18 protein-coding genes are annotated in these 20,206 nt (G+C 72.4%); 8 read left to right on the top strand and 10 right to left on the bottom strand.

Translation table 11 applies throughout. The features are described 5' to 3' along the window. Positions 1-43: 43 nt before the first annotated feature. Entirely contained in the window at positions 44-922 is an 879-nt protein-coding gene (locus AB0B86_RS02100; RefSeq protein ID WP_357412786.1) for a hypothetical protein, read from the bottom strand. Positions 923-1,029: 107 nt separating this feature from the next. Next, positions 1,030-2,085, bottom strand: coding sequence for a hypothetical protein (locus tag AB0B86_RS02095; RefSeq protein ID WP_357415048.1), 1,056 nt, complete (start codon positions 2,083-2,085; stop codon positions 1,030-1,032). Here AB0B86_RS02095 and AB0B86_RS02090 point away from each other — a divergent pair. From AB0B86_RS02090 to AB0B86_RS02080, 3 genes are all read left to right on the top strand, one after another. After that, on the top strand, positions 2,069-2,761 hold the full coding sequence (locus AB0B86_RS02090) for a hypothetical protein (protein ID WP_357415054.1): 693 nt from the start codon (positions 2,069-2,071) through the stop codon (positions 2,759-2,761). The two genes, AB0B86_RS02095 and AB0B86_RS02090, sit on opposite strands and share 17 nt — an antisense overlap. Before the next feature lie 140 nt (positions 2,762-2,901). Next, positions 2,902-3,966: an Asp23/Gls24 family envelope stress response protein gene (locus AB0B86_RS02085; RefSeq protein ID WP_357412790.1), complete on the top strand. Its 1,065-nt coding sequence runs from the start codon at positions 2,902-2,904 to the stop codon at positions 3,964-3,966. Beyond that, positions 3,963-4,523, top strand: coding sequence for a hypothetical protein (locus AB0B86_RS02080; RefSeq protein WP_357412792.1), 561 nt, complete (start codon positions 3,963-3,965; stop codon positions 4,521-4,523). Before AB0B86_RS02085 ends, AB0B86_RS02080 begins: the two co-directional genes overlap by 4 nt. A 23-nt stretch (positions 4,524-4,546) precedes the next feature. Here the strand turns inward: AB0B86_RS02080 and AB0B86_RS02075 are convergent, their stop codons facing one another. Further along, on the bottom strand, positions 4,547-5,491 hold the full coding sequence (locus AB0B86_RS02075; RefSeq protein ID WP_357412794.1) for a TerC/Alx family metal homeostasis membrane protein: 945 nt from the start codon (positions 5,489-5,491) through the stop codon (positions 4,547-4,549). Positions 5,492-5,660: 169 nt separating this feature from the next. Then, on the bottom strand, positions 5,661-6,350 hold the full coding sequence (locus tag AB0B86_RS02070) for a CBS domain-containing protein (RefSeq protein WP_357412796.1): 690 nt from the start codon (positions 6,348-6,350) through the stop codon (positions 5,661-5,663). A gap of 191 nt (positions 6,351-6,541) precedes the next feature. Between AB0B86_RS02070 and AB0B86_RS02065 the strand changes: the two genes are divergently transcribed. Together AB0B86_RS02065 and AB0B86_RS02060 are read left to right on the top strand one after the other, a co-directional pair. Next, positions 6,542-7,099 carry a hypothetical protein gene (locus tag AB0B86_RS02065; RefSeq protein ID WP_357412798.1) on the top strand — a complete coding sequence of 186 codons (558 nt, stop codon included), beginning with the start codon at positions 6,542-6,544 and terminating at the stop codon, positions 7,097-7,099. A gap of 190 nt (positions 7,100-7,289) precedes the next feature. Then, a complete protein-coding gene (locus AB0B86_RS02060) occupies positions 7,290-7,682 on the top strand; it encodes an FKBP-type peptidyl-prolyl cis-trans isomerase (protein WP_357412800.1) in 393 nt (130 codons plus the stop codon). Between the two features lie 72 nt (positions 7,683-7,754). Here the strand turns inward: AB0B86_RS02060 and AB0B86_RS02055 are convergent, their stop codons facing one another. Beyond that, the gene (locus tag AB0B86_RS02055; protein WP_357412596.1) at positions 7,755-8,177 is read right to left on the bottom strand and encodes an STAS domain-containing protein; all 423 of its coding nucleotides are present in this window, start codon (positions 8,175-8,177) and stop codon (positions 7,755-7,757) included. Between the two features lie 200 nt (positions 8,178-8,377). On the opposite strand from AB0B86_RS02055, the gene AB0B86_RS02050 reads away from it, so the two are divergent. Continuing rightward, positions 8,378-9,391: an SMP-30/gluconolactonase/LRE family protein gene (locus tag AB0B86_RS02050; RefSeq protein ID WP_357412594.1), complete on the top strand. Its 1,014-nt coding sequence runs from the start codon at positions 8,378-8,380 to the stop codon at positions 9,389-9,391. A gap of 112 nt (positions 9,392-9,503) precedes the next feature. Here AB0B86_RS02050 and AB0B86_RS02045 read toward each other — a convergent pair whose 3' ends face one another. Further along, complete coding sequence (locus tag AB0B86_RS02045; protein ID WP_357412592.1) at positions 9,504-10,772, bottom strand: Ig-like domain-containing protein; 1,269 nt, start codon at positions 10,770-10,772, stop codon at positions 9,504-9,506. A 711-nt stretch (positions 10,773-11,483) separates the two neighbouring features. On the opposite strand from AB0B86_RS02045, the gene AB0B86_RS02040 reads away from it, so the two are divergent. Together AB0B86_RS02040 and AB0B86_RS02035 are read left to right on the top strand one after the other, a co-directional pair. Beyond that, a complete protein-coding gene (locus AB0B86_RS02040) occupies positions 11,484-12,434 on the top strand; it encodes a sugar phosphate isomerase/epimerase (protein ID WP_357412590.1) in 951 nt (316 codons plus the stop codon). 23 nt (positions 12,435-12,457) lie between these two features. Then, a complete protein-coding gene (locus AB0B86_RS02035) occupies positions 12,458-14,557 on the top strand; it encodes a PQQ-dependent sugar dehydrogenase (protein WP_357412588.1) in 2,100 nt (699 codons plus the stop codon). Between the two features lie 101 nt (positions 14,558-14,658). Here AB0B86_RS02035 and AB0B86_RS02030 read toward each other — a convergent pair whose 3' ends face one another. The 4 genes from AB0B86_RS02030 to pdhA form a co-directional block, all read right to left on the bottom strand. After that, positions 14,659-16,338, bottom strand: a complete 1,680-nt coding sequence (locus AB0B86_RS02030) for a right-handed parallel beta-helix repeat-containing protein (RefSeq protein ID WP_357415046.1) — start codon at positions 16,336-16,338, stop codon at positions 14,659-14,661. Positions 16,339-16,553: 215 nt separating this feature from the next. Then, positions 16,554-17,996, bottom strand: a complete 1,443-nt coding sequence (locus AB0B86_RS02025) for a dihydrolipoamide acetyltransferase family protein (RefSeq protein ID WP_357412586.1) — start codon at positions 17,994-17,996, stop codon at positions 16,554-16,556. Continuing rightward, the gene (locus AB0B86_RS02020; protein ID WP_357412604.1) at positions 17,993-18,997 is read right to left on the bottom strand and encodes an alpha-ketoacid dehydrogenase subunit beta; all 1,005 of its coding nucleotides are present in this window, start codon (positions 18,995-18,997) and stop codon (positions 17,993-17,995) included. Before AB0B86_RS02020 ends, AB0B86_RS02025 begins: the two co-directional genes overlap by 4 nt. Further along, positions 18,994-20,193, bottom strand: a complete 1,200-nt coding sequence (pdhA, locus tag AB0B86_RS02015) for a pyruvate dehydrogenase (acetyl-transferring) E1 component subunit alpha (RefSeq protein ID WP_357412602.1) — start codon at positions 20,191-20,193, stop codon at positions 18,994-18,996. Before pdhA ends, AB0B86_RS02020 begins: the two co-directional genes overlap by 4 nt. Between the last annotated feature and the right edge of the window lie 13 nt (positions 20,194-20,206).

The raw sequence follows: 20,206 nt of genomic DNA, 5'->3' as shown, positions 1-20,206 counted from the left end.
CGGATCGGCTGCGGAACAGGGGTCAGGCGGGAAAGTGGGCCGGTCAGTCCGCGCAGAGGTGGTCGAACGCGAAACCACCCACCAGCTCGTCCCGCCGCTGGCTCAGCGCGACGATCTCCGTGGTGAGGTCCGCGCGCGCCAGCAGGTCCGGGCCGTCCGGCCGCACGGCGCGCAGCCGCTCGCCGATCGCCACGGTCGCCAGGTCCTCGGCCAGCCGGGCCACGTCGACGCCGCAGGAGAAGCGCTGCGCGGTCACCGAGACGCGCTCGATCAGGCACGCGTCCGGGCGCACCTGGACCCAGCTCCAGCCCTGCGCCGGGCCCTCGGTCCAGTGCACGTGCAGCCCGCGCACGATCGGGTCGGCCAGGCGCCCGGCCACGTACGCCTCGACAGCCGCCGCGCGGGTCAGCGCGCCGAGGTCGTTCACCGGACCGGTCCGGCCGTCCGGAAGCCGCCCGAGGATGTCGCGGAAGCCCACCGGGGCGGGCTCGTCGTCGGTGCCCGCCACGGCGGCACCCGCCGCGAAGGCGCGCGCGTCGACCACGTACTCGACGAGGCGCCGGCCGTGCTCGGCGGCCCGCAACGTCGGTGACCCGACGCGCAGCACGGGCAGCTCGACGGCAGCGCTCACGGCGTCGGTGAGGCGCTCGGCGCGCTGCTCGGCCGACCCGGCAGGCGGGACCGGGCCGATCGCCACGGCGACGACCGGCCGCCCGGTGGCGGCGTCGCTGACCACGAGGTCGAACGCCGCCCGGCTGGCGGACCCCCACTGGCTGCCGGTGACGCCCGGCGGACGCCCCTGCACCAGTTCGTTGAGCCGGCACGTCCCGTACACCCGGTGGCCGGCACGGCTGAAGAGAACGTCGCGTCCACCATCGGCGGGCATCGCCCGCAGCCAGCCGCGATCCACGCTGCTCGTCATCTGCCTGATCCATCCGCCGGTCGGTCGAACCGCGCCGAGTCTAGGCGGTCGATCAACCGTCCCGGTGGTGCGGCCCGGCCGGCTGCCGGAGTGCCGCGCCCGGCGCCCTAGCGGCAGACAGTCGTGACGACGACGGGCGCCTGCGGCAGGGTCGGCGGGTGGCAGGCCCCGGGCGTCGCCGGCCGCCAGGCCGCCGCGACGTTGTGGACCGGATCGTCCGGCACGTACGCGGCCCACCGGGACAGGTCGTTGCCACCGTTCAGGCCACTGGCGAGCAGCACACTGGGGGAACCTCTCCGGAGCGCGGCCAGCAGCAGCCGCATGCCGACCGTCGGATAGCCAAGCGCGGAGCACGCCACCTCACCGTCGCGCCAGCACGTCCAGGCGAGGGTCGGGTCGGCGATCGCCCGATCCGGGTACGGCGCCGAGAAGAGGTCGAACACCACGGTCTCGCCGAAGGCGGTCAGACCGACGCTCTCCCAGAAGTCCATGGCGTGCGCGGCGTCGGGCATCGGCTTGGCGCAGACGGCACGTTCGTCCCGGCAGGTCGCCCCCGGCCCGGTGTAGCGGCCGTGGCTCCAGCCGAGCGCGACGACGGGCGTGATGCCGGCGACCGTCAAGCGTTGCGTGTACGCGACGATCTCCTGCCGGTACGGCTCACCGCCGTAGCGGGGATCCACGTACGACAGGCCGAGCCAGCACGCCTCGTTGAGCGGGACGTACACCGCCTGGACGCCGCGTGCGACGAGCCTGGCCACGGCGGCGTCGTCGACCGGGCCGTCCCAGATGCCGCGCCCCTGCACGCAGCGGGCCTCCGCACCGGTGCGCACGAGCGGCGTCAGGCGTCGGGGGGCGGCCGCGTCGATGACCGGGGAGATGCCCCAGAGCTGGTCGCGCACCACGCTGACGTACGGTGCCTGCCGCTCCTCGCCCGGTGTCAACACGCGGACGACCGACATCCCGTCCGTCTGCGTCGCGCCCTGGTCGTCGTACGCCCTGGCGTAGAAGCTGTAGTAGCCGGCCGGCAGGTCACGCCACTGGGCGGTGTACGGCGCGGTCGTGTCGGTGCCGAGCGGGGTATCCACCTGGAAGGTCGAGCCGAAGAACTCGACGCGGGTGATCCGCCGGCCGGGCGCGGGCGTCGCGGTGGCTTCCACGGTGATGGTGGCCGGGGCGAAGAAGTGGTCCCCGCCTTGCGGGCTCGTGATCTCGACGGTCGGCCGGTTCGGGTCGGGGCCAGGGCTGGGTGATCCGCTCGGCTGTGGGCTCGGAGAGACCGGCGGCGGGCTCGACGGGGGCGTCGGCGTGGGCCTGGGCAGCACGGTCGTGCAGGTGACGCCGTTGAGCGTGAAGGTCTGCGGCCCGCACCCCGTGCGTCATGACGAAGGGAAAGGACACCTGCTGGTCGGCCGGCAACGTGACACCGGGCAGGTTGCGGATCGTGACCTCACCACCGTGCTGCTCCCAGCGCGCACCGTCGACGTTCTTGATCTGCTCGGTCGGGTAGTGCAGCGGGAAGCTCAACGTCCAGTCCGTGAGTGGCTGGCCGACGCTCAGCACCGTGAGGTCGCCGCGCAGCATCGACGGGTACTGGAAGCGGACCTGGAGCTGCGCCGCGCATCCGCTGGCGGCGGACGCCGGGAGGACCACGGCGAGAACACCCGAGGCGGCGGCGAGCGCGGCAACTGTCAGTCGGACGATCCGCTTCCTCATCAACAGCCCCCGTCATCGACGTATGTCACTGGATCCTCGCTCCGATCGACGTCGGGCGTCAAGGCCGGCGACGCCGCGTGCCCAGCCGGCGCGCGGAGCGGACGACGGATTCTTGCAACGTTGTAGAAGCCGGCCGAGGGTTGACGGGCGACTCCAGCACTCGCCAAGGGCCTGTGATCTGTATCACACCTTGTTCGTGTTCCAGAGCACCGGGCGGCGTGTATCCAGCGAGGTCCCCGGTAGCGGACCGGCTGGGAGGTCAGAGCATGTCGCGTCAACAGTTCGGCACCCTCGCCGCGCGTGGGCAGGGTCCTCGCCGACCCAGCGGGGAGCGCCCGCGTCGGCCTCGCCAGCTTCGCCCCGCCGGTGATCCGACCATCCGCCGCCGACCGAACGCCGACCCGGCGGGACGCCACCACCGACTTCCCCAACGCCCCACCCTCACCCGTCGCGCCCCGAGCGCCGACCCGCCCGGCGGACCGCGCCCGGCCAGCGAAACCGGCGCGGCGGAGGTCTGGCGGATCGCGGCCCACGCGGCCGGTCGGGTGCCGGGCGTGTCCGACGTGCGCCCGGCCACCGTCCGCGTGGGCGACCGGTCCGTGGGCCTCGACCTGAACCTCATCATCGAGTACGGCCACAGCGTGCCCGCCGTCGCCGACGCGGTCCGCCGGACGGTCGCCGAACAGGTGCTCGCCGGCACCGGTCGCGCGGTGGCCACGGTGACGATCACGGTGCGGGACCTGGTGGTGACCGGCTCGGACGACGACGCCGCGTCGCGCACACCAATCGCCCGCCCCGAGCTGACCACAGCGACCGCCAACCGGGCGGCGTCCGCGCTGCTGGGCCTCGCCCTGCTCGCCGGCGGGATCCTGCTGGCCGCGCAGATGCTGCTGACCACGCTGGGTCGCCCGACGCCGCTGCTCCTTCGCCCCGGCTGGTACGGCGCGCTGACCACCACCCGGTGGCACGATCCCGGCGTACGGGCGGCCGCCTGCACCGCCGTACTGCTGGGCCTGCTCGTCCTGGTCGCCCAACTGCGCCGGTGGACGCCGGTCCGACTGCGAGTCGACGAGCGCGACGGTTGGCACCTGCACCGGCGGTGCGTGGAACGCCGGCTGACCGACGCGGCGGACACCGTGCCGGGCGTACGCGGAACCCGGGTGCGGGTCCGGCGGCACGGCGACCGGTGGCGGCCCCGGTTGCGTGCCACCGGCGACCCGGCGGCCCGCGCCGAGGTCGAGTTCGCCGTACGCCAGGAACTGCGTCAGCTCGCCTCGCCACGCGCCGACCGCGCCGACGTCCGGCTGCTGCCCCACAGGCGACCGGCATGACCGACGCCGCGCACCGCCTGCTGTGGACGATCGTCGCGCTGCTGCTGGTGGCCGGCGGGGTGACCGCGCTGGCAGTCGGTTCCGGCGCGCTGCCGTTCGTCGACCCCGACGCGGTCCTGCTCGGCGGCGGCCCGGTGGACGCGTGGCGGGTCGCGACGCCCTGGAGCACCCTGTCCGCGGCGGTCGCCGGGCTGCTGACCGCCGTCGCCGGCCAGCGCCTGCTGTACCGGGCGCTACGCCGACCCGACCGGGTCCTGCGGGGCACTCTGAGCCGCACCGGAAGCCTGCCCGGTCGCACCCGGCTGGCCACCGAGGTGCTCGTACGCGCGCTGGAACGGGACCTGCTGCGCGCACCCGGGGTGCACCGGGCCCGGGTGGTGCTCACCGGCACGCCGCCGCGCCCCGACGTGTGGGTCCGAGTGGATCTGACCAGCGATGCCCGCACCGCCGGAGTCCGCGAGCACGTCCACGACGCCGTCCGCCGGTTCGCCACCACGGCCGGCTGCCAACCGGCACACCTCGACGTGACGGCCCGGATCGAACCGGCCCACTCCTGAGCCTGTCGTCCGGCTCCGTCAGGTCAACGGCCGGCCCGGGCCCGGCGCTCGGCCACGACGCTCGACGCGATGGAGACCGCCAGGGTCAGCACCACCACGGCGAGCGTCAACCAGACCGGCAGCTTTCCCACCGGCGTCTCGGCCAGGATCAGCTTCAACCCGGCGAACGCGAGCAGCAGCGCCAGCCCGTAGCGCAGGTGACCGAAGTGCCGCAGCAGGCCGGCGAGGCAGAAGTAGAGGCTGCGCAGCCCGAGTACGGCGAACGCGGTGGCCGTCCAGACGAGAAAGGTGTTTGTGGTGATGGCGAGGATCGCCGCCACCGAGTCGACGGCGAAGACCACGTCGGTGGCCTCGATGGCGACGAGCGCCACCAGCAGCAGGGTCGCCACCCGGCGCCCGCCGACCCGGGCGGTGAAGCGGTCGCCGTGGTAGCTGGCGTCGGTCGGCACGATCCGGCGGAACAGTCGGACCGCCCGGTTGCGGTCGGGGTCGACGTCGGGTTTTCCGCGTACGGCCAGCCGCCAGCCGGTCCAGACCAGGAATGCGCCGAGCACGAACCCGGCCCAGGTGAGCCGGTCCAGCAGCTCCGCGCCCGCGAGGATGAACAGCAGGCGGAAGACCAACGCCCCGACAACGCCCCAGAACAGCACCTTGTGCTGGTAACCGGCCGGCACCCGAAAATAGCCGAAGAGCAGCGCGAAGACGAAGACGTTGTCCACCGAGAGCGCCTTTTCCAGCAGGTAGCCGGAGAAGTAGACGATGGCCGGATCGCCGCCCAGGCCCCACCAGACGACCAGCCCGAACAGCAGACCCGCGCCAACCCAGACGGCGCTCCAGAGCAGTGCCTCGCGCAACTCGATGACGTGGTTGTCACGATGCGCCAACACGTCGACCATCAGCAGCACGGCGAGCAACCCGCCAACCGCCGCCCAGGCCCACAGCGGCACCGCGACCGTCGCCTCAGCCACCGGCGTCCCCCGCATCGACCATGGCGCACCGCCCCGCTGCCCCGCCGGCCGGCGTTCCCGAGCCTATGCGAGCCGCCCCGGCGCCGTCGGCGCTCCGCTGAAGTCGCAACCCGGCAACGGCGTAGCCGACCCGCAAGCGGCAGCGGCAGCGGCAGCGGCCTGAAATCGCTCAGGCGACCGGCATGATCTGCCCGAGATCGATGGCCGTGTCGTCGGCGTCGTAGGCGATCGCGTTGGTCACCCGAACGACGCCACTCACCTGGCCCGCCAGCCGGCCGGCGAGGTCGACGGCGGAGCGACGGTCCAACCGGCCCGCCAGGGTGACGTCACCGTGGCGGACCTCGACAGTCACCAGACCGTCCCGCACGGCGAGCACCCGGTGCAGCACCTCCTGGACGATGTCCGCACGAATCTCCGCGTCGGAGCGCAGGTGCACCTTCAGCAGGTCGGCGCGGCTGACGATGCCGACCAGCCGACCGAGGTCGTCCAGGACCGGCAGTCGCTTGACCTGCTCATGGTCCATGAGCCGCGCGGCTGCGGACAGTGCCTCCGACGCGCCGGTGGTCACGGGCGGCGCGGTCATCAGGTCGCCGGCCAGCAACGCCTCGCCCTTGCCGCGGGCGTCGCGCCGACGCCGGCTCTCGAAGACCCGCCGCTGCGTCGGCTCACCGGCTCGCTCGATCCGGTGCAGCAGGTCGGCCTCGGACACCACACCCAACACCCGGCGGAACCCGTCGATCACCGGCACGGCACTGATGCCGCGGCGCAGCAGCACATCGACGATCTCCCGGTACGGGGTCCCGGCCTCCACAGTCACGACCTCCCGGGTCATCACGTCACCCACCTGCCAGGTCCTCATCACAGCCTCCCTTTCGTACCTCCACCTCGGACGCTACGGCCGGACGGCGGCCCGGGTCAGGGTCGACGGCCCGGGCCGTTGGGGGTCCAAGGTCCCGGGCCGGTGCGGACCGGTCGGCCCTGCCGAGGGCGCCGCCGAGAGCGTCTGATGGAGATGTCACCGGGAAGCGCGGTGCGAGGCAGAGAAGGGACGTGGACACCATGACCGCGACGATCGGGCGGACCACCGCCGAGACCACCGCTCCGGCGACCGGCACCACCCGAGAGAAGGCCACCCGGTACGTCCTGGCCGGCATCCGGATGGCCCTCGGCTGGATCTTCCTCTGGGCATTCCTCGACAAGCTGTTCGGCCTCGGCCACGAGACGGAATCGAAGAACGCCTGGATCAACGGCGGCAGCCCCACCAAGGGCTTCCTCACCTTCGGGGTCGCCGGCCCGTTCAAGGACGTCTACACCGGCATCGCCGGCGCCGCCTGGGCCGACTGGCTCTTCATGGCCGGCCTCGCCGGGATCGGCATCGCGCTCCTGCTCGGCGTCGGCATGCGGGTCGCAGCCGTGGCCGGTGGGCTGCTGCTGGTCCTCATGTGGACCGCCGTCCTGCCTCCGGAGAACAACCTCTTCATGGACGACCACCTGATCTACGCCGCGGTGCTCGCGGTCCTGGCGCTGCTCAACGCCGGCGACACCTGGGGCCTCGGCAAGCTCTGGGCGAGGCTGCCGATCGTGGCGCGGGTTCCCTGGCTGCGGTGAGCACCCCCGCACCATCGCACGGCGGGCGTCACCATCGGTGGCGCCCGCCGACACGTGTGCGCCAGGTGGCCCGGGGTCGGTTTCGAAACGTGTCGGGGCAGGTGGCGGGTCCGCCGCACATCGGTGAGGCGCTATCCGGCAGGATCGACGGTGACCGGAGACATCACCCAACACGGCAGGAGATCCCCGCATGAACCAGGCAGCAGGCGCCCGATCGGGCAAGCCCGAGGTGGGCCCGATCGAGGGTGCACCGCCGGCCGACCTCGTGATCGAGGACATCACCGTGGGCGACGGCCCGCAGGCCGAGCCGGGTCAGTTGGTAAGCGTTCACTACGTCGGCGTGTCCCACTCCACCGGCGGCGAGTTCGACTCGTCCTGGAACCGGGGCGAGGCGTTCGAGTTTCCGCTCGGCGGCGGTCAGGTCATCGCCGGCTGGGACCAGGGCGTGGTGGGGATGCGTGTCGGCGGCCGTCGTCGCCTCACCATTCCGCCGCACCTGGGGTACGGCGACCGCGGCGCCGCCGGCGTCATCAAGCCGGGCGAGACGCTGATCTTCGTCGTCGACCTGCTCGGCGTGCGCTGATCGAACGTGACAGGGGGTCGTTCGGCTCGATGCCGAACGACCCCCTGACGCACGCCACGCCCCAGATCAGCCTCAGGCGGCCAGCACCAGGCCACCGGCCGCGGCGGGCGGACGACGGACGATCGCGACCAGGTCGGCTGGCACCTGACGACGGGCGGCCTCGACCACCCGGGCGGGCTCGAGGATCGGCATCACCCGGTGCAGGCCGGTGGCGCGCAGCACCCGGGCCACCACCGGGGTGGGATCGACAAGGACCAGTTCGCCGCCCCTGGCCCGGACACGCAGGTGCGCGCCGAGCAACGCGCGCACCCCGGCCGCGGAGAGCAGGCGCAGCCCGGACATCTCCAGCTGCACGACCGGCCGCGCCGGCACGGACCACAGAGCGGACCGGAACGCGGCAACGGTGGCGATGTCGACCTCGCCGGCCACCCGCACCTGGACCACCTGGTCACCCACGCTGACCTGCACGTCAATCCGGTTGCTGCGCTCTTCCATGACGTGAAATCTAGCCCCCACCACCGACAGTTTCGCCCTTCGGCGGAGTGATTCCGGGTACGCCCAGGGTCATCCCCCGAGGTGCCCCTCATCCCCCTAGGGGTGGAGGCCAGCGGCCCCGCGGTCGACCGGACGTCCGGTGCCGCGCCGCGTGCTCGGCGCTTCGGGTACGCGGGGCATCGGCGGTGGAGAATGACCCGATGGTGATCCCCCGGCCCCGACCGCCACGGCTGATCCGTCCCGTCCGCGAACCGGCCACCGTCCCGCCTCCGCTCAACGGTGTGTGGGCGGCCACGGACCGCCGGCTCGACCAGGTCGACCTCCTGCCCCTGCCCGAGGGGGCCGTCGGGCCGGAGGACGTGGTCATCGACCCCAGCGGCCGGGTCATCAGCGGCGACGAGGACGGCAACCTCTGGTGGTGGCCCGCCGACGCGCCGGCCGGCACCCGAGGACTGCTGCTGGCCGAGACCGGCGGCCGGCCGCTCGGCATCGAGACGGACCCGTCCGGGGAGGCGCTCATCGTCTGCGACGCGTACCGCGGGTTGCTGCGGGTCACGCCGGACGGGGCGGTCCGCGAGCTGACCGGCACCGCGTCGCCGGTGCACCTGGCCAACAACGCGACGGTGGCCCGCGACGGCACCGTCTACTTCACCGACTCGTCGGACCGGTTTCCGGTCTCGCACTGGAAGCGGGACCTGCTGGAGCATCGCCCCAACGGCCGCGTGCTGGCCCATCATCCGGGCAGCGGGCGCACCGAGGTGGTGGCCGAGGGGCTGTACTTTCCCAACGGGATCGCGCTGACCCCGGACGAGTCGGCGTTGATGCTTGTCGAGACCACCACCCACCGACTGCTCCGGGTGGAGTTGCGCGGCGGGGTGCGGGTGCTCGCCGACCTGCCCGCGTACCCGGACAATCTCTCCGCCGTGGGCGACGGGACGTACTGGATCGCCCTGCCCAGCCCTCGCGTGCCCATCGCGGAACGGCTGCTGCCGCACCCGCGGCTGCGCCAGCTCGCCGCGCTGCTGCCCGACGCGATGCAGCCGCAGCCGCGCCGCTACGGGCTCGTCGCGCTCGTCGACGGCGAGGGCACTGTCCGTCGTACGCTGCACGGTCCCGCCGGGAACTACTGGATGATCACCGGGGTACGACAGCACGGCGACCAACTCTGGCTGGGCAGCCTCATCGGGCCCGGCGTGGCCCGCGTACCCCTGTAGTGCGCGCCCGGCTCACGCCCGTCGTGTCGGGCGGTGGCCGACCCCGACGCGGCCCGGGCTGCCCGCACGGCGAACGGGCCGACCCACCGCGATGGCGGGTCGGCCCGGTGCCTCAGCGTCCGCTCACCGACGGTGCCGGGGCGGGCGAACCGCCGGCCACCGCGCCCGGGTGCGCCGGGGCGGCCGGCGCGGGCTTGAGCCCGGGCGGCACGGGCAGGGCGCTGCCCCGGACGAACTCGTCCCAGCTCACGTTCCACGCGGTCCAGCCGTTGCCCGGCTGCAACTCCACCTCGGTGCCCTTGACGGTGATCAGGTCACCGACCTCGGTCACCCCCATCAACCAGTCGGCGGCCGTGGCGGAGACGTTCGCGCAGCCGTGCGAGGTGTTGGTGTAGCCCTGCTCGCCCTCCGACCAGGGCGCGGAGTGGATGAACTCGCCACCCCAGGTGTAGCGCTGGGCGTCGTCGACGTCGACCACGTAGCCACCGTTCGGCTCACCCCGGGTGTCGAAGGTGGTCCGCTCGTGCTTTTCCATGATCACCATCTTGCCGCTGGAACTTGGCGTGCTCGGCTTGCCCATGCTGACCGGTATCCGGCGGATCTGCTTGCCGTCCCGCAGCACTGTCATCTGCTTGGTGGCGTTGTCGATCTCCAGCGATAGTTGGCGTCCGATCTTGGAGGTCGCGGTCCGCTCGACGTCGCCGACCCGGTCCTTGCCGATCGGCAGGCCCTCCAGGCCGGCCCGCACACTGATCGTGGTCCCCGGCTTCCAGAAATCGGGCGCCCGGTAATAGACCTGCGTGCCGTCCTCGAGCCACGACCAGGTGCCCGGCTGCGGCGGGTTCGTCTTTACGAACAACCGCCGTTGAACATCCGCTCTGGCCTCTTTCGGAATTCCCGGGTCGAACGCGACGGTTACCGGCATCGCCGTGCCGTACGTCCGATTGCCCACAAAATAGAGGGTGCTGGTGATCTGCGGTTTGGTGGATTTGGCCATCGTGGTGAACGTGGTCGTGCGGGTGGTGGTGGCACCGGAGTCCCCGGTCGCGGTCACCTCGGCGGTGTAGGTCCGTTTCGGTTGCAGCGGTGCGTTCGGCACCCAGCCCGAGCCGTCCTCGCGCGGCTCGGCCCCGACCTGCTTGCCCTTGTCGTCGGTGAGGCGTACGCCGGTGACCCGCCCACCCTTGACCACGGTGCCCACCTCGGCGCTGACCGGGACGTCCCGGGCCTTGTCGCCCGGTGTCACGACGAGCTCCGGCGGGGCGGCGTGCTTCTTGGCCGAGCCGGTCGCCGACCCCCGGTCGGCGGTGCACCCACCCAGGACGAGTGGTGCGGCTGCGATGGTTACCGCCAACAGCGTCAATCGCCGCCTACACGTCATGTTCAGTCCCCCCGTTTTCGACTTCCCTATGCCGACATTCTCGCTTCCCCGGCGTGGGCGATTGCGGTATTTAGAAATAATCGTCGGCGCAATTGTCGGCACAGTTTTCCGACAATGTTCCGCTTGGTGGAACAGGAGCTTCACCAGCACCTGTCGTGCCGTTTGCTCTGCTTCGACGCGGGCGACACCGGCTGTCCGGAAGACAACCCGTCGTGGCGGTTGCGGTGAACCGCGCCGAAGGAGCCCGTCCGACCCTCCCGCGCGGTCGCGCGCGCCGTGAACCGGGCCCACCGAACCCGACCCTCCATGATCGACTCGGGTTTCCCCGAAAGCGGGGCATCAACCGCGCTACGACACAGCGGATTCCACGAACACGAGTGGATCACGCCCCGTGCCGACCGCCCGGCGCACCTCGACAGCACGCTTTTGTCATTTGGAGCGAAACTTCTGCCGAACGCGACGAAGCTTTGCCTTCGTCCCGCTGCAAGGGTAGGGTCACGATCTAGATAGAGGGTTGCCCATTCGTCGATCAGCCTGCCGCCACCCTGCCGAGTCGCCGTGTTCCGCCCCCGACGGGGGCCGGGCCGCACCGGCACGCCGTCCTCACCGTCCAGCCGGAGCCCGCCTCCGGCCGGTTCGGCGCGCCCGGGTGACGACAGCCAGGTCGACCGCCGCCGACGGCGTACCTGCCGTCAGGAAGGGACCACCACCATGGATCAACAGCTCAACCGACCGACACCGGCATCCGAGCCGATCAGCCGGCGCGGAGTGCTGCGCGCCGCGACCGTCTCCGCCGCCGCCGTCGGCACCGCCGGCCTGCTCGCCGGCCCGGCCGCCGCCGCACCCGCGGGGCAGCCCCAGGGCCGCCGCCGGGTGCCGGTCGACCGGATCAGCATCCAGCTCTACACCCTGCGCGATCAGCTCGCCGCCGACCTGCCCGGCACCCTGGACGCGCTGCGCCGGATCGGCTACCGGCGGGTGGAGCACGCCGGCTTCGTCGGACGCACCGCCGCGCAGTTCCGGGCCGCGCTCGACGACGCCGGGTTGCGGGCCACCTCCGGGCACACCGGCATCCCGCAGCCCTTCGACGCCGCCACCTGGGAGCAGGCCCTCGCCGACGCCAACATCGTGGGCTGCAAGAAGATCGTCCACCCCTACTTCGGTCGGGACGCCAACGGTCAGCCGTTCCGGGACCCCAACGTCTACCGGGCCCTGGCGCGCGACCTGAACAAGGCCGGCCGGCTCGCCGAACGCGCCGGGCTCGAGTTCGGCTACCACAACCACCAGCTGGAATTCGTACCGTTGACCGACGGCTCGACCGGCTTCGAGATCCTCACCGGGCAGACCGACCCGCGCCTGGTCCACTTCGAGCTCGACCTCTACTGGACCTGGCGGGGTGCGCACGACCCGGTCGACATCATTCGGGCCAACCGCGGCCGGATCCGCCAGGTGCACGTCAAGGACCTCGACGTCGAGAGCGGGTTCGCCGACCTCGGCGACGGCGTCATCGACTTCGGCCGCATCTTCGCCCACGAGCGGGAGGCCGGCATCGAGGAGTACATCGTGGAGCGCGACGACGCGGGCACCGCGCCACGCTCCCCCGCCGACGCCCTGGACACCGCCCGCGTCGGCTTCGACTATCTCGCTTCACTTCGGTACTGAAACCACCCCGGGGGACTCACCTGATGAACAGGACCGCATTCGCGTCCGCCCTGCTGCTGGCGACGGCCGGCCTGGCCGTACCGCCGTCGGCGGCGGCCGCCGCGCCGGCCCCGCCGCCGGACAGCAGCTTCCAGAAAGTGACACTCAACGACTTCCCGGGCGAGCCGATGAGCCTCGCCGTCCTGCCCGACCTGCGGGTGCTGCACACCTCCCGCACCGGCGAGGTCCGCATCCACGACCCGCGCACCGGGCTGAACACCCTCGCCGCCGACATCCCGGTGTACGAGCACGACGAGGAAGGGTTGCAGGGGGTCGCCATCGACCCGAACTTCGCCCAGAACAAGTGGGTCTACCTCTACTACTCGCCGCCGATGGACACCCCGGTGGACGACCCGGCCACCCCCGGCGTCAACGAGGGGGACGCGCCGGAGACCGGGACCGAGGCGGACTGGCAGCGGTTCAAGGGCGCGCTGCGGCTGTCCCGGTTCAAGCTGGACGGGATGAAGCTGAACCTCGCCAGCGAGCAGCAGATCATCGACGTGCCCACCGACCGGGGCATCTGCTGCCACGTCGGCGGCCAGATCGACTTCGACAGCAAGGGCAACCTGTACCTGTCGACAGGTGACGACACCAACCCGTTCGCCTCCGACGGGTACGTCCCGATCGACGAGCGGGCCGACCGCAACCCGGCGTTCGACGCCCAGCGCTCCGCGGCCAACACCAACGACCTGCGCGGCAAGCTGTTGCGGATCAAGGTGAAGGCCGGCGGTGGCTACACGGTGCCGGCCGGCAACCTGTTCAAGCCCGGCACCGCGCAGACCCGCCCGGAGATCTACGCGATGGGGCTGCGCAACGCGTTCCGGTTCGCCGTCGACAGGCGCACCGACGACGTGTACGTGGGCGACTACTCGCCGGACGCCTCCAACCCGAACCCGGAGCGCGGCCCGGCCGGGCACGGTCGCTGGATGCGCGTCGACAAGCCGGCGAACTACGGCTGGCCGTACTGCGTGACGCCGACGATCGCCTACCGCGACTACGACTTCGCCACCGGCGAGTCCGGCGCGAAGTTCAACTGCAAGCGCCCGGTCAACGACTCACCGCACAACACCGGCAAGCGCGTGCTGCCGCCGGTCGAGCAGCCGGAGGTCTGGTACGCGGCTGCCCCCTCGGCCGAGTTCCCGCAGCTGGGCACCGGCGGCATCGCCCCGATGGGTGGCCCGGCGTACGACTACGACGGGACCAGCACGTCGCGTACCCGTTGGCCGGCGTACTACGACGGGGTGCCGCTGTTCTACGAGTGGACCCGCGACTACATCAAGGAGTTCCGCCTCGACTCCGACGGGGACGTGCAGGACATCCGTCCGGTGGCGCCGTCGCTGGTGGTGGACAACCCGATGGACATGGAGTTCGGCCCGGACGGCGCGCTCTACGTGCTGGAGTACGGCGACGGCTACTTCGCCGAGAACCCGGACGCCCAGCTGTCCCGGATCGACTTCGTCCGGGGCAACCGGACGCCGATCCCGAAGATCAGCGGTACGCCGACCGTCGGGCAGGCCCCGCTCACCGTGTCCTTCTCCAGCGCCGGCACCACCGACCCGGACGGTGACAAGCTGAGCTACGCGTGGGACTTCAACGCCGACGGTTCGGTGGACAGCACCAACCCGAACGCGACCTGGACGTTCCCGGAGAACGGCTCGTACCTGCCGACGCTGAAGGTGACCGACCGCACCGGACGGTCCGCCTCGGCATCCCTGCCGCTTGTGGTCGGGCCGACCGCGCCGGTCATCGAGTTCGTCACCCCGGAGGCCGGGCAGCCGTTCCAGTTCGGGCAGACCGTCGCGTACGAGGTGAAGGTCACCGACGACCTGCCGGTGGACTGCTCCCGGGTGAAGGTCACCTACGTGCTCGGGCACGATGAGCACGGGCACCCGCTCTCCACCTCGACGGGTTGCTCCGGCACCATCCCCACCTTCCTGGACGGTGGGCACAGCGGTGCGGACAATCTGACCGCCGTGTTCGTCGCGGAGTACACCGACGCGCCGACCGACCCGGGCGTACCCGCGCAGTCCGCCTCGGCGACCGTGGTGCTGGATCCGACCCCGGTGGCCGGTCTGGCCGGCTGACCAGCCCAACCCCCGACAGCGGCGGCGGCCGGATCACTCCGGCCGCCGCCGCACGTCGTTCAGCTCCCCGGTCTCGCCGGCACCGCCGACGGGTGGACCGGTCAGCTCCAGTCGCTGTCCACGTGGTTGTCCCGCCACCGTCCGCCCACCGGCGGGGTGTCCAGTCGCATCCCCTCGTCGGCGTTCCCGGCCAGGTCGTTGTCCTCGACCCGGCAGTCCACGCAACTGCCCCGATCGGTGATCCACAGTCCGTGCGTCTGGGTCCGGGATTCGTCGCTGTCCCAGATCCGATTGCCCCGGATGGTGGCCGAGTCGAACGGCGCGTTGATGGTGATGCCGGCCCGCTGCCCGGGGGCGGGGTCCAGTTCGTACGCGCAGCCCGGCGGCGGCACGTCCCCGCTCCACGCGCTGAACGCGTCCGGGCGGACCGGGGCCAGGGTGAGTTCGTCGCCGCTGTTGGCGGCCACCGTGGCCACGGACCGGCCGACCCGCAGGATCTTGCCCCGGTGCCCGTCGTGCGGCCATTCGGCGGTCCGGTCCACCAGGCTCCGTTCGCTGTAGCGGACCGCCTCGCCGGCACCGCCGGCGGCTCGGGCGTACTGCCGCCCGTTGTTGCGGACCCGGTTGTTGAGCAGCACGGCGTCGGTCATCTGGTGGTCGATGCGGACGGCGTCCAGCCCGTTGCCCCAGAACTCGTTGCTCTCGATCACCACGTCCCGGATCGGGCCCTGGTACCCGCGCCGAAGGTCGCGCGCGTGGTAGCCGTGCTGGCCGTTTCCGCTGATCCGGTTGCCCCGCACGACGTACGGGCCGGGGCTGTTGCCGATGCTGACCCCGTCGCGCAGGTTGCCGTCGATGACGCAGTCGGTGACGAGCCCACCCCGACCGGCCACTGTCGAGGTGCCCTGCGACGACACGTCGAAGCCGGCCTCCAGGTTGCCGGTCATCGTGCAGGCGGACACGATCAGCCCGTCCGTGCCCCAGTCGGAGATGCCGAAGCGGTTGCCCTGGCTGTGGCAGCCGATGATCCGGTAGCCGCGGGGCGGCTCCCAGTAGTCCTTCTGCAACTCCAGGAAGATCCCGTTGGTGCCGTTGGCCAGGGCGGTGCAGTTGGCGATGGTCAGCCGTTCCACCGGACCCCACCCGCCGACGCCGATACCGATGCCGGCGCCGCCCATCTGCTCACCGTTGTCCAACCGGCCGCAGCCGACCACCACGACGCCGTCGATCAGGGAGTCCTGGAGGAAGTCGCAGCCCAGCCCGCTGGCCGCGGTGTGGTGGATGTAGAGGTTGCGGAAGACGCCGCGCACCACGTACTGCAGGCCCAAGCCCTTGGCCAGGTAGTTGTACTCGGCCATGGCGACGCCGGAGCCGTCGATCTGGAAGTCGGAGAAGGTGCAGTCGGCGATGTGCCGGTCCCGGTCGGCGCCGTGCTGAAGCGTCGTCCAGAACGCCAATGGAGTCGGGTCGGACCGGTTTCCCTCGTTGCTCAACATGAACCGGGTCGCCGCCGGGCCGGCCCCGATCAGCGACACACCGCTGCGCCACACCGTGCCGGCGTCCCGGATCGAGTAGATGCCCGGCGGGCAGTAGATGACCCGGGCCCGCCCGTCCGAGGCGTACCCGGCTCCGAGGCGATCCACCAGGGCGGCCAACGCCGGCTGGTCGTTCGTCGAGCCGTCACCTGTCAACCCGAAGTCCAGGGCGTCGCAGTAGAGCGGCGCCCCGGCCGCGGCGGGCCGTCGTACCCGGACCGAGTTCAGCAGCTGCTCGTTCGCCACGGCCACGGTCGGGCTCCCTTCGACGCGTTCGGTGCGCTCCGGCGGGGCCGACTTCCCGGTGAGGCCGCCGGGAAACCCTGGCCCGCACACGCCGCCAGACGATCCCGGCCCGCCCACGCCGCGCAATGCGGGCCCCGCCCACGCCGCCGGGCGAGACCCCGGACGCGACGCCGGCCCCGGCGCCGCACGGGCAGCGCCGGGGCCGGGGGTACGCGTCAGACGGCGGCGATCAGCAGCGCCGGGCGCTCCACGCAGTCGGCGACGTGCCGCAGGAAGCCACCGGCCACCCCGCCGTCGCAGACCCGGTGGTCGAAGGTGAGGCTGAGCTGGGTCACCTTGCGGACGGCGAGCTGCCCGTCGACCACCCACGGCTTGTCCACGATCCGGCCGACGCCGAGCAGAGCCGCCTCCGGGTGGTTGATGATCGGCGTGGAGCCGTCGACGCCGAACACCCCGTAGTTGTTGAGGGTGAAGGTGCCCCCGGTCAGCCGGGCCGGCGGCAGGCTGCCGGCCCGCGCGGCGGCGGTGGTCGCCGCCAGTTCGGCGGCCAGCTCGGCGGTGGTGAGACGCTGGGCGTCGCGCAGCACCGGCACCAGCAGACCCCTGTCGGTCTGCGCGGCGATGCCGAGGTGCACCCCTGCGGACTGGACGATCCGCTGCGCCTCGCTGTCGACGCGGGCGTTGAGCTGCGGGAACCGACGCAGCCCGCTGAGGCAGATCCGGGCCAGCAGGGCCAGGATGCTCACCGGCGCGTCGGGCGTCGCCGCGTTGATCGCGGCCCGGGTCTCCAGCAGCCCGGTGGCGTCCACGTCGACCCAGATGGTCACCTCCGGGATCTCCCGCCGGCTGCGGGAGAGCTTGTCGGCGATGACCTTACGGACCCCGGTGAGCGGGATGATCACGTCGTCGTCCCCGGACGGCACCGGCGCGACGGGGGCGTCCGGCACGGCGGCGAGCCGGGCGGCGGGTGCGGCGAGCGCCGCCTCCACGTCGGCCCGGCGGATCACGCCACCGGGCCCGGTGCCCCGCACCGCGTTCAGGTCGATGCCGCGTTCCCGGGCCAGCCGCCGCACGATCGGCGAGATGACCAGGGCACTCGGCCGCGCCGAACGACCGGGCGCGTCCCCCGCGCCAGCGGCAGCCCCGGCGGCCACCGCCGGGGCGGCACCACCGGCCGGAACCGGACCACCGCTCGGGGCGGCACCACCGGTCGGAGAGGCACCACCGGTCGGAGCCGTGTCGGTCCGCGCGGTGTCGGCCGGCTCGGGGGCGAGCGTCAGCCGAGGTCGACGTCGACGGCGGGTGGGGCCGCCGTGGCCGGTGCCGTAGCCGATCAGCACGTTCCCGGAGCCGGCGCGCTCCTCCTCGCGGTAGGTGGCGTGTCCGGCGGGCTCGTCGCCGCCGTCCAGCGGCGCGATGGTGATCAACGGCTGGCCGACCGGGCGTACCTCACCGGCCGCGCCGTGCAGGGTGACGACCCGGCCGGCGTACGGGCAGGGCACGTCGACGACGGCCTTGGCGGTCTCCACCTCGACCACGCTCTGGTCGACGGTGACGATGTCACCCACGGCGACCCGCCACTCGACGATCTCGGCCTCGCTCAGCCCCTCACCGAGGTCGGGCAGGAGGAAGACCTGCGTCCGCTCGACGGTGGTCATGCCGCCGCCCAACGCGCGTCCGGCTGGTCGTCCCACTGCAGGCGGGCCACCGCGTCGAGCACCCGGTCCACCCCGGGCAGGTGGGTGTGCTCCAGCATCGGCGCCGGGTACGGGATGTCCAGCCCGGCGACCCGCAGCACCGGGGCGTGCAGGGCGTGGAAGCAGCGCTCCTGCACCCGGGCGGCGATCTCCGCGCCGACACCCGCGAAGCCGGGCGCCTCCTGGATCACCACGCACCGACCGGTACGCCGAACCGAGGCGGTGATGGTCTCGTCGTCGAACGGCACGATGGTGCGGACGTCGACCACCTCCAGGTCCCAGCCCTCCTCGCGGGCTGCCTCGGCGGCCTCCAGCGCGACAGGCACCGCCGGCCCGTACGCGACAAGGGTGGCGTCGCGGCCGGGTCGGCGTACGACGGCCCGCCCGAACGGCTCGGTCCGGGTCGGCAGCTGCGCCTCGGCGCTGCCGAAGTAGAGCTTCTTGGGCTCCATGAAGACCACCGGGTCGGGGTCGTCGATCGCCTCGCGCAGCAGCGAGTACGCGTCCTCGACGGTCGCCGGGGTGACCACCTTCAGCCCGGGGGTGTGCGCGTAGTACGCCTCGGACGAGTCGCAGTGGTGCTCGACCCCGCCGATCCCACCCGCGTACGGCACCCGGATCACGATGGGCACACTGAGCTTGCCCCGGGTGCGGTTGCGCAGCTTCGCCACGTGCGAGGCGATCTGCTCGAACGCCGGGTACGCGAACGCGTCGAACTGCATCTCGACCACCGGCCGCAGACCGGACATGGCCAGGCCGACGGCGAAGCCGACGATGCCGGCCTCGGCGAGGGGGGTGTCGAAGCAGCGGTCTTCGCCGAAGCGGGCCTGCAGGCCGTCGGTGATCCGGAAGACGCCGCCGAGCTGACCGACGTCCTCACCGAAGACGACAACCCGGTCGTCGGCGGCGAGGGCGTCGGCGAGCGCGGTGTTGAGGGCCTTCGCCATGGTGGTGGCCATCAGGCGTGCCCCTCCTCGTCGCGGGCGGCGGCCAACTCGGCCCGAACCTGCTCGCGCTGTTCGATCAGCTGCGGGGTGGGCTGGGCGTAGACGTTGTCGAAGAGGCTCAGCGGGTCCACCGTGGGCTGCTCGTTCATCCGGGTCCGCAGGTCCGCCGCGTACGCCTCGGCCTGCTCGGCGACCTCGGCGACCGCCGCGTCGTCGAGCACCCCGCGCGCCCGCAGGTAGGTCTCCAGCCGGGCGATCGGGTCCCGGTCCCGCCAGGCGTCGACCTCGGCGCCGTCGCGGTAGCGGCTGGCGTCGTCGGCGTTGGTGTGCGGTTCCATCCGGTAGGTGTGCGCCTCGACCAGGAACGGCCCGTTGCCGGAGCGGGCGTGCTCCACCGCGCGGGTGAGCACGGCGAGCACCGCGACCGGGTCGTTGCCGTCGACCTGCTCGCTGGGCACGCCGTAACCGACGCCCTTGTAGGCAAGCGAGGGGGCCGCGGTCTGCCGGGACAGCGGGACGCTGATGGCGTACCTGTTGTTCTGCACGAAGTAGACCACCGGCGCCTTGAACACGGCGGCGAAGTTGATCCCCTCGTGGAAGTCGCCCTCGCTGGTGGCGCCGTCACCGATGAAGGCGAGCGCCACTGTGTCGCGGCCCTGGTACGCCTCGCCGTGCGCCAGCCCGGCGGCGTGCACACACTGGGTGGCGAGCGGGGTGCACTGCGGTGCGGTGTGCACCTCGGTCGGGTCGTAGCCGCAGTGCCAGTCGCCGCGCAGCAGGGTGAGCACCTCGACCGGGTCGATGCCCCGGGCAACAAGCGCCATCGACTCACGGTAGGTGGGGAAGACCCAGTCGGTGTCGCGGACCGCGAGCACCGCGGCGACCTGGCACGCCTCCTGCCCCCGGGAGGACGGGTAGACGGCCAGCCGGCCCTGCTTGGTCAGGGCGGTGGCCTGGGTGTCGAACCGACGGCCGAGCACCATCCGGCGGTACAGCTCGCGCAGCGCCTCGACGGGTGGCTCCGGGTAGTGGGGACGGGCGGGCAACGGTGTGCCGTTCGGGTCGAGCAGGCGAACCGGCTCGGCGTCCGGCAGTAGCGGGCGCGCCGGGTCGGGCGGGGTGGCCGCTCGACGCGTACGCGGGGATGCCCTGCGGACCGCCTGGGGAGTGGTCGTCACGGCGGAACCTCCTGGGACGTGTGGTGAGCCTATGCTTCCGCGTGTC

This window comes from Micromonospora sp. NPDC049047, assembly GCF_040649135.1.
Classification (GTDB): Bacteria; Actinomycetota; Actinomycetes; order Mycobacteriales; family Micromonosporaceae; genus Micromonospora.
This window is presented reverse-complemented; position numbering and strand designations above follow the sequence as displayed.

Excerpts from the sequence above, each read along its gene's own strand:
- AB0B86_RS02100 (WP_357412786.1), bottom strand. The coding sequence starts at position 922 with ATGACGAGCAGCGTGGATCGCGGCTGGCTGCGGGCGATGCCCGCCGAT.
- AB0B86_RS02085 (WP_357412790.1), top strand. The coding sequence starts at position 2,902 with ATGTCGCGTCAACAGTTCGGCACCCTCGCCGCGCGTGGGCAGGGTCCT.
- AB0B86_RS02080 (WP_357412792.1), top strand. The coding sequence starts at position 3,963 with ATGACCGACGCCGCGCACCGCCTGCTGTGGACGATCGTCGCGCTGCTG.
- AB0B86_RS02070 (WP_357412796.1), bottom strand. The coding sequence starts at position 6,350 with ATGAGGACCTGGCAGGTGGGTGACGTGATGACCCGGGAGGTCGTGACT.
- AB0B86_RS02060 (WP_357412800.1), top strand. The coding sequence starts at position 7,290 with ATGAACCAGGCAGCAGGCGCCCGATCGGGCAAGCCCGAGGTGGGCCCG.
- AB0B86_RS02055 (WP_357412596.1), bottom strand. The coding sequence starts at position 8,177 with ATGGAAGAGCGCAGCAACCGGATTGACGTGCAGGTCAGCGTGGGTGAC.
- AB0B86_RS02050 (WP_357412594.1), top strand. The coding sequence starts at position 8,378 with ATGGTGATCCCCCGGCCCCGACCGCCACGGCTGATCCGTCCCGTCCGC.
- AB0B86_RS02045 (WP_357412592.1), bottom strand. The coding sequence starts at position 10,772 with ATGACGTGTAGGCGGCGATTGACGCTGTTGGCGGTAACCATCGCAGCC.
- AB0B86_RS02040 (WP_357412590.1), top strand. The coding sequence starts at position 11,484 with ATGGATCAACAGCTCAACCGACCGACACCGGCATCCGAGCCGATCAGC.
- AB0B86_RS02035 (WP_357412588.1), top strand. The coding sequence starts at position 12,458 with ATGAACAGGACCGCATTCGCGTCCGCCCTGCTGCTGGCGACGGCCGGC.
- AB0B86_RS02025 (WP_357412586.1), bottom strand. The coding sequence starts at position 17,996 with ATGACCACCGTCGAGCGGACGCAGGTCTTCCTCCTGCCCGACCTCGGT.